This window comes from Streptomyces sp. NPDC088387 (assembly GCF_044753385.1).
In the GTDB taxonomy this organism is placed as follows: domain Bacteria; phylum Actinomycetota; class Actinomycetes; order Streptomycetales; family Streptomycetaceae; genus Streptomyces.
The window spans coordinates 205,621-216,215 of the sequence record NZ_JBIVNC010000001.1; the positions used below are offsets into that span (position 1 = coordinate 205,621).

Sequence of the window (10,595 nt, forward strand, 5' to 3'; positions counted from 1 at the left end):
CCATGAGCGACAAGACCATGACCGCTGAGGAGGCGGTCGGACGGCTGGCGAGCGGCATGACCGTCGGCATCGGCGGCTGGGGTTCGCGCCGCAAACCGATGGCCCTGGTGAGAGCGCTCCTACGATCGCGGGTCACCGATCTCACCGTGGTGTCCTACGGCGGTCCGGACGTCGGGATGCTGGCCGCGGCGGGCCGGATCCGCAAGCTGGTCGCCGCCTTCGTCACCCTCGACTCGATCCCGCTCGAACCGCACTACCGCGCGGCGCGCGAGCGCGGGGCGTTCGAGCTGGTGGAGGTCGACGAGGCGATGTTCATGTGGGGCCTGCGCGCGGCGGCGAACCGGCTGCCGTTCCTGCCGGTGCGCGCCGGCATCGGCTCGGACGTGATGCGGGTCAACGCGGGTCTGAAGACGGTGACTTCGCCCTACGAGGACGGCGAGACGTTCGTCGCCATGCCCGCCCTGCGGCTGGACGCGGCGCTGGTCCATGTCAACCGGGCCGACCGGCAGGGCAACGGCGCCTACCTGGGGCCCGACCCGTACTTCGACGACCTGTTCTGCGAGGCGGCGGACACGGCGTACGTCTCGTGCGAGCGGATCGTGGACACGGCCGAGCTGACCAAGGAAGCGGCCCCGCAGACCCTGCTGATCAAGCGGCACACGGTGACGGGGGTGGTCGAGGCGCCGAACGGATCGCACTTCACGTCCTGCGCGCCGGACTACGGCAGGGACGAGGCCTTCCAGCGGGAGTACGCGACCAGGCCGTGGCAGGAGTTCGCGGACCGGTTCCTGGACGGGGACGAGCCCGCGTACCAGGCGGCGGTGCGGGACTGGCACAAGGAGCGGACGTGATGAACGGACCACTGGACGGACCGGAGGAGTCACGCGGCACGGCAGGCGACCTCGTCACGGCCGCGACCCGCGCCGAGTACTGCGTCATCGCCTGCGCCGAGGCCTGGCGCGGTGCCGGGGAGATCCTGGCGAGCCCGATGGGCCTGATCCCGTCGGTCGGCGCCCGGCTCGCCCGGCGGACGTTCGCCCCCGATCTGCTGCTGACGGACGGCGAGGCCCTGCTGGTCGGTCAGGACGGCACGGTGGAGGGCTGGTTGCCGTACCGGCAGCACCTGGCGCTGGTCACCGGCGGCCGACGGCACGTGATGATGGGCGCGAGCCAGATCGACCGGTTCGGCAACCAGAACATCTCCTGCATCGGCGACTGGCACCAGCCGAAACGCCAGCTGCTCGGAGTGCGCGGGGCACCCGTCAACACCCTCAACAACCCCACGAGTTACTGGATCCCGAAACACTCGCCCCGGGTCTTCGTCGAACGCGTCGACATGGTGTGCGGCGTCGGCTACGACCGCGCGGCCGGCGCCCGCTACCACCGCATCCCCCGGGTGGTGACCGACCTCGGTGTCCTCGACTTCGAGACGCCGGACCACTCGATGCGACTGGCCTCGCTGCACCCGGGGGTGACGGTGGAGGAGGTCACGGAGGCGACGGGCTTCACGCTGACGATCCCGGACGAGGTGCCGTACACCCGCGACCCCACGGCGGAGGAGCTGCGCCTGATCCGCGAGGTGATCGACCCGGCGGACACCCGGGCACGGGAGGTGGGCCGATGACACCGCCGGCTCCCGCGCCCTCGCCCGCGCCCGCGCCCGCTCCTGCACCCGCACCCGCACGGAAGGCGGACGGCTGATGGACACCCGCCTCACCCGCCTCGTGGGCGTCAGGCATCCCGTTGTGCAGACGGGCATGGGCTGGGTCGCCGGCCCACGACTGGTCTCCGCGGCGGCGAACGCGGGCGCCCTCGGCATCCTCGGCTCCGCGACCATGACACCCGACCGGCTGCGCGAGGCGATACGGGAGGTCAGGTCCCGTACCGCCGAGCCGTTCGGGGTCAATCTCCGCGCCGACGCCTCGGACGCGCCCGAGCGGATCCGCGTCATCGTCGAGGAGGGCGTGCGGGTGGCGTCCTTCGCCCTGGCCCCGTCCCGCGAGCTGATCGACGAACTCAAGGCGGCCGGCGTGGTCGTGGTCCCGACCGTCGGTGCGCGGCGGCATGCCGAGAAGGTCGCGGCGTGGGGCGCGGACGCGGTGATCGTGCAGGGCGGGGAGGGCGGCGGGCACACCGGTGACGTGGCGACGACGGTGCTGTTGCCGCAGGTGGTGGACGCGGTGGAGATACCGGTGGTGGCGGCGGGCGGGTTCTTCGACGGGCGGGGGCTGGTCGCGGCGCTGGCGTACGGGGCGGCGGGGATCGCGATGGGGACGCGGTTCCTGCTCACCTCCGACTCCACGGTGCCGGACGCGGTCAAGGCGAGATATCTCGCGGCGACCGTCAAGGACGTCACGGTCACCCGGGCCGTGGACGGCATGCCCCACCGGATGCTCCGCACGGAGTTGGTCGACGCGCTGGAGAACACGGGCCGCGTGAGAACGCTCCTGCGGGCCGCACGTCACGCGGCCCGCTTCCGCCGCCTCTCGGGCACCGGCTGGCCCACCCTGCTCCGCGACGGCCGCGCCCTGAAACACGGCAAAGACCTGACCTGGAGCCAGGTCCTCCTGGCGGCGAACACCCCCATGCTCCTAAGAGCCTCCATGGTGGAAGGCCACCCGGACCTGGGCGTCATGGCCTCCGGCCAGGTAGCCGCCCTGATAGACGACTTGCCGTCGTGCGACGCCCTGATGACCAGGATCATGGGGGAGGCGGAGGAGGTCCTGAAGTCCCTGACAACCACGGAGTGAGGGGCGTGGCGTGGATGCCGTCAGGGGCGCGGGAAACTGCGCGACAAGCCCCCACCCACTCGCACCCGGTACACAACCCGCCCCCCACCCCACCACCTCATCCACCGCTCCCCTCAAACCCGCTCAACAATCGTCACGTTGGCCTGCCCACCCCCCTCACACATCGTCTGCAACCCGAACCGCCCCCCGACCCGCTCCAGCTCATGCAGCAACGTCACCATCAACTTCGCCCCGGTCGCCCCCAGCGGATGCCCCAACGCGATCGCCCCACCATTGACATTGACCTTCTCCGGATCCGCCCCGGTCTCCTTCAGCCAGGCCAGCACCACCGGTGCGAACGCCTCGTTGATCTCGACAAGATCGATGTCCCCCATCGTCAGCCCCGTCTTCTTGAAGGCGTGGGCGGTCGCGGGGATCGGCGCGGTCAGCATCCGGATCGGATCCTCACCCCGCACCGACAGGTGGTGCACCCGCGCCCGGGGCCGCAGCCCGTGCTCCCGCACCGCCCGCTCGGAGGCGATGAGCAGTGCCGCCGCCCCGTCGGACACCTGGGAGGAGCAGGCTGCCGTGACGGTGCCACCGTCGATGACGGGCTTGAGCGCGGCCATCTTCTCCAGGGAGGTGTCCCGCCGCGGCCCCTCGTCGGCGCGGACATCGCCGTAGGCCACGGTCTCCCGGTCGAAGCGCCCCTCGTCGATGGCCCGCAGGGCCCGCCGGTGCGACCGCAGGGCGAACTCCTCCTGGTCCTGCCGGCTGATCCCCCACTTCGCGGCGATCATCTCGGCGCCGACGAACTGGTTGACGGCCCGGTCCCCGTAGCGCGCCTGCCAGCCCTCGCTGCCGGCGAAGGGGCCCGCGGTGAAGCCGAGGGGGACGGCGGCCTGGCGGGTGGCGTAGGCGATGGGGATCTGGGACATGTTCTGCACACCGCCGGCGACGACCAGGTCCTGCGTGCCGGAGAGCACCCCCTGTGCGGCGAAGTGCACGGCCTGCTGCGAGGACCCGCACTGCCGGTCGACGGTCACGCCGGGCACCTCCTCCGGCAGCCCCGCGGCCAGCCAGCAGGTGCGGGCGATGTCGCCGGCCTGCGGTCCGACGGTGTCGAGGCAGCCGAAGACCACGTCCTCGACGGCGGCCGGGTCCACCCCGGCCCGCGCGACGAGCTCCTTGAGCGCGTGCGCACCCAGGTCGGCGGGATGGACCGTACTGAGCCCGCCCCCGCGCCGCCCGACGGGCGTACGGACCGCTTCGACGATGTAGGCCTCGGCCATGACGACAACTCCCTCACCCGAAGGGGCACTTGGCAGAGCCGGACGGGTCACTCCCGTACGGCGATCCCGTCCAGCACCATCGACAGGTACTGCCGGGCGATCTCCTCGGCGCTGTGCTGTCCGCCCGGCCGGTACCAGGACGCGGCCACCCAGACGGTGTCGCGCACAAAGCGGTAGGTGAGGCGGACGTCGAGGTCGGCGCGGAAGACCCGGTCCGCCACGCCGCGTTCCAGCGTGGACAGCCACGCCTTCTCGAACTTGCGCTGCGACTCGGCGAGGAACACGAACCGTTCCTGCGCGACGAGTTGCCTGGACTCCTTCTGGTAGATCGCGACGGCTGCGCGGTGCCGGTCGATCTCCTTGAACGACTCGGTGACCAGCGCGGCCAGCGTCTCGCGCGGCCCGAGTCCGGCTTCGAGGACGCTGTCGTAGCCGTCCCAGAGCTCGTCGAGGAAGGTCCGCAGGATCTCCTCCAGCATCGATTCCTTGGAGTCGAAGTGGTAGTAGAGGCTGCCCGCGAGCATCCCGGCGTGGTCGGCGATCTTCCGTACGGTCGTGGCGTTGTAGCCCTGTTCGGCGAAGACCTCGGCGGCGGTGTGCAGGAGTTCGTGCCGCCGGTCGGCCGCGGCGGCTCCACCCCCGCCCTTCTTCACGGCACCACCCGTGTTGGGTTTCTTCACGGCGGTCACCTGGGGCTTCTTCTTGGTCGGCACGGGTCCATTGTGGTCCTACGGGTGCCGGCTGCTGACGGAGACGACCTCGCCCGTCATGTAGGAGGAGTAGCCGGAGGCGAGGAAGACGATCACGTTGGCCACCTCCCAGGGCTCGGCGTGGCGGCCGAAGGCCTCGCGCCCGGTCAGTTCGGCGAGCAGTTCGGGGGTGGTGACCTTGGCGAGGTGCGGGTGCATGGCGAGGCTGGGCGCCACGGCGTTGACCCGGACGCCGTACTCAGCGGCCTCGATCGCCGCGCATCTGGTCAGTGCCATCACCCCGGCCTTCGCGGCCGCGTAGTGCGCCTGTCCGGCCTGGGCGCGCCAGCCGACCACCGAGGCGTTGTTGACGACCACTCCGCCGGTGCCGGCGGCGCGCAGGATCCGCAGGGCGGCGCGCAGGCAGCGGAACGTGCCGTTCAGTGTCACGTCGAGGACGTTCGACCACTGGTCGTCGGTCATGTCGGCGAGGTCCGCGGTGCCGCCGAGTCCGGCGTTGTTGACCACGACGTCCAGCCGGCCGTGCGCCTCCACGGCCGCGTCGAACAGTGCGCGCACCTGTGTGTCGTCGGTGACGTCGCAGCGTACGGCCGTCACCGCGGCGCCGAACTCCCCGGCGAGCTGTGCCTCGTGCTCCTTGAGGCGCCGGGCGTGGGCGTCGCTGATCAGCACGCGGGCGCCCTCCTCCAGGAGGCGTCGTGCGGTCGCGCCGCCGATGCCGGCTCCGGCCGCCGCCGTGACCACGGCGGTGCGTCCGGCCAGCAGTCCGTGGCCGGGTACGTAGGCCGGACTCTCGACGATTGTCATAGCGCCACGGTAACCTACCAAACACTTGTTAGGGAAGGACGGCGACCGTGGATCTCACCCACTCACCTGCCGACGAGGCGTTCCGGGCCGAGGCCCGCGCATGGCTGCGCGCGCACGTGCCGCGCACCCCGCTGCCCTCCCTGGAGACCGCCGAGGGCTTCGCCGCGCATCGGGAGTGGGAGGCACAACTGGCCGCGGACCGCTGGTCGGTGGTGTCCTGGCCGGCCAGGTTCGGGGGGCGGGACGCGGATCTGATGCGCTGGCTGGTCTTCGAGGAGGAGTACTGGGCGGCGGGCGCCCCGGGCCGCGTCGGGCAGAACGGCGTCAGTCTGCTCGCCCCGACCCTCTTCGACCACGGCACCGAGGAGCAGCGCGCCCGTGTGCTGCCCCCGATGGCCTCCGGCGAGGTGGTGTGGGCGCAGGCGTGGTCGGAGCCGGAGGCGGGTTCGGACCTGGCGTCGCTGCGGTCGCGGGCGCGGCGCACGGACGGCGGCTGGCGGCTGGACGGGCACAAGACGTGGTCCTCGCGGGCGGCTTTCGCGGACCGCGCGTTCGGCCTGTTCCGCAGCGAGCCGGACACTCCGAAGCCGCACCAGGGGCTGACGTATCTGATGTTCGACCTGCGCGCGCCGGGTGTCACCGTCCGGCCGATCGCCCGGCTGGACGGCAGGCCCGCGTTCGCGGAGCTGTTCCTGGACGACGTCTTCGTGCCGGACGAGGACGTCATCGGCGAGCCGGGCCGGGGCTGGCCGATCGCGATGTCGACGGCCGCCAACGAACGCGGGCTGACGCTGCGTTCCCCGGGCCGTTTCCTCGCCGCCGCCGACCGGCTGGCCGCGCTGTGGCGGGAGCGGGGCGGCCCTGCGGCCCTCCGCGACCGGGTGGCCGACGCCGTCATGGGGGCACGCGCGTACCAGCTGTTCACGTACGCCGCCGCCACCCGCTTCCTGGCCGGGGAACCACTCGGCCCGGAGTCCAGCCTGAACAAGGTGTTCTGGTCCGAGCTGGACATTGCGCTGCACGAGACGGCCCTCGATCTGCTGGGCGAGGAGGGCGAGTTGGCCGACCACGACTGGGCGGAGCGGTACGTCTTCGCACTCGCCGGCCCGATCTACGCGGGCACCAACGAGATCCAGCGGGACATCATCGCCGAGCGGCTGCTCGGCCTGCCGAGGGGACGCCGCTGATGCACCTGCGCCCGGACGCCGAACAAAGCGCCTTCGCGGCCTCCCTGGACGCGCTGCTGACGTCGGCCGACACACCCGGGGTGGTCCGGGACTGGAGCCGCGGCGACCACACACGCGGACGTGCGCTGTGGTCCCGTATCGCCGAAGCGGGTGTCTTCGCGCTGGCCGTCCCCGAGGCGTACGACGGTCTGGGCCCCCGGCCGGTCGAACTCGCCGTCGCCTTCGTCGAACTGGGCCGCCACGCGGTGCCGGGCCCACTGGTGGAGACGGTCGCGGCGGCGGCGCTGCTCGCGGAGCTGCCGGACCCGGCACCGGCCAAGCGGCTGCTGCCGTCCCTCGCGGCCGGAGAGAGCCTCGCGACCCTCGCACCACCGTCCCAGGCGTGCGCGCTGGACGCCGACGCGGCGGATCTCCGCCTCGCCCTCACCCCGCGGACCCTGCGCCTCTCCCCCGGCCACGGCCCGGTCCGCCCCTCCCTGGACCCCGCCCGGCGCCTGGCCCCACTCCTCCCCGGCGGCGAACTCCTCGCGACCGACCCGCCCACGCGCACACCCACCGCCGCCACCAGCACGGCGCCGGCCACCGCCACCCCCATGGCCGGCGCCACCACTATCGCCACCGCCACCGCGGTCGCCCTCGCCTGGGCCCGGCTCGCCACCGCCGCGCAGGCGCTCGGGGTCGGGCTCGCGCTGCTCGACCGGACGGTCGAACATGTGCGGCGGCGCACGCAGTTCGGGGTCGCCATCGGCTCGTTCCAGGCGGTGAAACACCGGCTGGCGGACGCGCGGATCGCGCTGGAGTTCGCCCGCCCCCTGGTGTTCGGCGCCGCGGTGACGATGACACCGGCCGACCTCGCCGCGGCCAAGGTGAGCGCCTGCGAGGCGGCGTACACCACGGCCCGTACGGCGTTGCAGCTGCACGGCGCGATCGGCTACACGGCGGAGTTCGACCTGTCCCTGTGGCTGACCAAGGCCCGCGCGCTGCGCACCGCCTGGGGCTCGCCGCAGGAGTGCAGGGCGGCCGTGCTCGGTGAAGGCGGGTGAGTCAGTGCCGCGACTCTCCGCCCGTCACTTCCTGGGGCTCGCCCTGCGCCGGCCGCTCCGGAAGCTCCTCCTGCGCCGAGTGCCCGACCTGACCGCCATGACCGCCATGACCGCCGTGATCGTCGTGACCGTCGTGCGCGCGGTGCTCCAGATACTCCTCCGGCGTCGGCTTCGGCACGTGGGTGTCCGGTCCGTACAGGCCGCGGGCGAGCCGGGCCCGTACCCGCTGCGCCACGGTGACCCGGCGCCGCACGCCGCCGGCGTCGACGAGGGGGCCGATCTCGTAGGCCCGCGGCTGCTCGTGCTGGGTGAGGGAGTACAGCTGGTCCCGCGCGAGCGGCTCGTGGACCTCGATGAACTCACCGTGCGGGAGCCGTTTGATGGTGCCGGTCTCCCGGCCGTGCAGCACCTTGTCGCGGTCGCGGAGCTGGAGGGCGAGACAGATCCGTTTGGTGACGTAGAAGGCGAGGACGGGGACGACGAAGAACCCGACACGGACGAACCATGTGATGGCGTTGATCGACAGATGGAGATGGGTGGCGACGATGTCGTTGCCGCCGCCGATCAGCAGGACGACGTAGAGGCTGAGCCAGGCGACGCCGAGGCCGGTGCGGACGGGCGCGTTGCGCGGCCGGTCCAGGAGGTGGTGTTCGCGTTTGTCGCCGGTGATCCAGGACTCGACGAACGGGTAGAGGCCGATGGCGAGCAGGATGACCGGGAAGAGGGTGAAGGGGATGAAGACACCCGGGATGAGGGTGTGGCCCCAGAGGTTGATCTCCCATCCCGGCATCACCCGGATCAGCCCCTCGGAGAAGCCGAGGTACCAGTCGGGCTGGGCGCCGGTGGTGACGAGGTCCGGGCGGTAGGGGCCGAAGGCCCAGACGGGGTTGATCTGGGCGATGCCGCCCATGATCGTGAGCACGCCGAAGACCAGGAAGAAGAAGCCGCCGGCCTTGGCCATGTAGACCGGCAGGAAGGGCATACCGACCACCGACTCCTGCTTCTTGCCGGGGCCGGGGAACTGCGTGTGCTTGTGGTAGAAGACCAGGATCAGATGGGCGGCGACCAGGCCCAGCATGATCCCGGGCAGCAGCAGCACATGGATCGGGAAGAACCTCGGGATGATGTCGAAGCCGGGGAACTCGCCGCCGAACAGGAAGAACGAGATGTACGTCCCGACGATCGGGATCGACAGGATGGCGCCCTGCGCGAAGCGCACACCGGTGCCGGACAGCAGGTCGTCGGGGAGCGAGTAGCCGGTCAGGCCGGTGATGATGCCGAGGAACAGCAGGGTCCAGCCGAACAGCCAGTTGACCTCGCGGGGCTTGCGGTAGGCGCCGGTGAAGAACACCCGCATCATGTGCACGAGCATGCCGGTGACGAAGACCAGCGCGGCCCAGTGGTGGATCTGCCGGATCAGCAGCCCACCGCGTACGTCGAAGCTGATCTCCAGGGTGGACTCGAAGGCGCGGGTCATCAGGACGCCGTTGAGCGGCTCGTAGGAGCCGTCGTACACCACCTCGACCATGCTCGGCTCGAAGAAGAGCGTCAGATAGGTGCCGGTGAGGATCAGCACGATGAAGCTGTACAGGCAGATCTCGCCGAGCAGGAACGACGGGTGGTCGGGAAAGACCTTGCGCATGTTGGCCTTGGCCAGACCGTAGATGCCGAGCCGCCCGTCGGCCCAGTCGGCCAGCCGCTCCCCCCGCGGAAGCGACCCCCTGCGCCCCGCCGCCCCCGCACTCTCCGCCACCCCGGAACCGACAGCACCGTCCGCCCCGGAACCGCCGCTCTCCGCCGCCCCGTTCACCGATCCCGCGCCGTCCATAAGCCGTCGCCTCCCCGTCGGAATCCCCTCAGACTGTCACGCCCCCGGGGGCCGGGCCAACGGTGCCGGCAAGCGGGTGAGCCCCTTTCTCCCACCACCTCAGGACAGCGAATCCCCACCACCTCGGGGCAGGATCCCAACCCCCCGCGCCGCCACCAGCCACTCCGGAAACTCCCCCAGCAGACGGTCGTACAACTCGGCGTCGGACAGCTTCATCGGATCCGTGCCCGCCGGAAAGAACCCGGCGTTGTCGACGACCCGCAGCCCCGGGACGGCGAGTTCGTCGAGCCGGCGCAGGAAGTCGAACTGGTGGTTCGTCGGATCCCCGAACCCGATGAACTGCCAGAACAGCGGCAGCCCGGCCGCCCGGCACAGATACCGCTCGGCGGCGAACCGCTGCGTGGGGCCTCCGTCGGTCTGGAAGACCACCAGGGCGGGGTCGGTGGAGCCGCTGTCGAGGTAGTGATCGATCACGGTGTCCATGGCCAGGTGGTAGTTGGTGCGGCCCATGTGCCCGAGCCCGGCCACGATCCGTTCCACACGGCCGTGATGGTCCGCGAGCGCGATCTCGGTGACGGCGTCGATACCGGTGGAGAAGAACACCAGGGGTACGCGGCCGTCGTCGTCCAGCTGCGCGGACAGACTCAGCACCCGATCGGCGAGGGCCTGCACACTGCCGTCCTTGTAGTACGGCCGCATGGAACCGGAGTGGTCGACCACGAGATACACGGCGGCCCGCTGCCCGTCGAGGCCGTGCCGCTCCACGGCCGCGCCGGCGCTCTTGTACAGGCTGACCAGCCCGGGGGCGGCCTCCTCGACCTTGCTCAGACTGATCGCCGCCACGCCCGCTCCCCTCGGTCCCCCACCGGAAGCCGCGAGCGTACGCCCCACCCGCCGCGACACTCCCGAAGTCGGCGAGAACGGTCACAGACGAACGGCGGCGGGCAAAAAGAGGCGGCGTCTGCCCGGGTCCGGTCGGGGACGTGGGGGCAGACGCCG

At 71.6% G+C, this 10,595-nt stretch carries 10 protein-coding genes; 5 read left to right on the forward strand and 5 right to left on the reverse strand.

Annotation, left to right across the window (positions count from 1 at the left end; genetic code table 11):
- Window positions 1-2: 2 nt before the first annotated feature.
- The 3 genes from ACIQAC_RS00935 (at window position 3) to ACIQAC_RS00945 (ending at window position 2,750) form a co-directional block, all read left to right on the forward strand.
- Window positions 3-851, forward strand: a complete 849-nt coding sequence (locus ACIQAC_RS00935; RefSeq protein WP_402185787.1) for a CoA transferase subunit A — start codon at window positions 3-5, stop codon at window positions 849-851.
- Window positions 851-1,624, forward strand: coding sequence for a CoA-transferase subunit beta (locus tag ACIQAC_RS00940; protein WP_402185788.1), 774 nt, complete (start codon window positions 851-853; stop codon window positions 1,622-1,624). Before ACIQAC_RS00935 ends, ACIQAC_RS00940 begins: the two co-directional genes overlap by 1 nt.
- 76 nt (window positions 1,625-1,700) lie before the next feature.
- Entirely contained in the window at window positions 1,701-2,750 is a 1,050-nt protein-coding gene (locus tag ACIQAC_RS00945; RefSeq protein WP_402185790.1) for an NAD(P)H-dependent flavin oxidoreductase, read from the forward strand.
- 113 nt (window positions 2,751-2,863) lie between these two features.
- On the opposite strand, the gene ACIQAC_RS00950 is transcribed toward ACIQAC_RS00945, so the two are convergent.
- Genes ACIQAC_RS00950 through ACIQAC_RS00960 form a run of 3 tightly spaced genes read right to left on the reverse strand, consistent with a single transcriptional unit; the run spans window position 2,864 to window position 5,538 of the window.
- Entirely contained in the window at window positions 2,864-4,021 is a 1,158-nt protein-coding gene (locus ACIQAC_RS00950; RefSeq protein ID WP_402185791.1) for an acetyl-CoA C-acetyltransferase, read from the reverse strand.
- Window positions 4,022-4,068: 47 nt separating this feature from the next.
- Window positions 4,069-4,734, reverse strand: coding sequence for a TetR/AcrR family transcriptional regulator (locus ACIQAC_RS00955; protein WP_402185793.1), 666 nt, complete (start codon window positions 4,732-4,734; stop codon window positions 4,069-4,071).
- Between the two features lie 15 nt (window positions 4,735-4,749).
- Complete coding sequence (locus tag ACIQAC_RS00960; protein WP_402185795.1) at window positions 4,750-5,538, reverse strand: SDR family oxidoreductase; 789 nt, start codon at window positions 5,536-5,538, stop codon at window positions 4,750-4,752.
- Window positions 5,539-5,585: 47 nt separating this feature from the next.
- On the opposite strand from ACIQAC_RS00960, the gene ACIQAC_RS00965 reads away from it, so the two are divergent.
- Window positions 5,586-6,725 carry an acyl-CoA dehydrogenase family protein gene (locus tag ACIQAC_RS00965; protein ID WP_402185796.1) on the forward strand — a complete coding sequence of 380 codons (1,140 nt, stop codon included), beginning with the start codon at window positions 5,586-5,588 and terminating at the stop codon, window positions 6,723-6,725.
- Entirely contained in the window at window positions 6,725-7,768 is a 1,044-nt protein-coding gene (locus tag ACIQAC_RS00970) for an acyl-CoA dehydrogenase family protein (RefSeq protein ID WP_402185798.1), read from the forward strand. The genes ACIQAC_RS00965 and ACIQAC_RS00970 overlap by 1 nt, the downstream gene beginning before the upstream one ends.
- Before the next feature lies 1 nt (window position 7,769).
- Here ACIQAC_RS00970 and ACIQAC_RS00975 read toward each other — a convergent pair whose 3' ends face one another.
- Both ACIQAC_RS00975 and ACIQAC_RS00980 read right to left on the reverse strand, forming a co-directional pair.
- Window positions 7,770-9,596: a cytochrome bc complex cytochrome b subunit gene (locus ACIQAC_RS00975; RefSeq protein WP_402185799.1), complete on the reverse strand. Its 1,827-nt coding sequence runs from the start codon at window positions 9,594-9,596 to the stop codon at window positions 7,770-7,772.
- Window positions 9,597-9,695: 99 nt separating this feature from the next.
- On the reverse strand, window positions 9,696-10,439 hold the full coding sequence (locus tag ACIQAC_RS00980; RefSeq protein ID WP_402185801.1) for a vWA domain-containing protein: 744 nt from the start codon (window positions 10,437-10,439) through the stop codon (window positions 9,696-9,698).
- Between the last annotated feature and the right edge of the window lie 156 nt (window positions 10,440-10,595).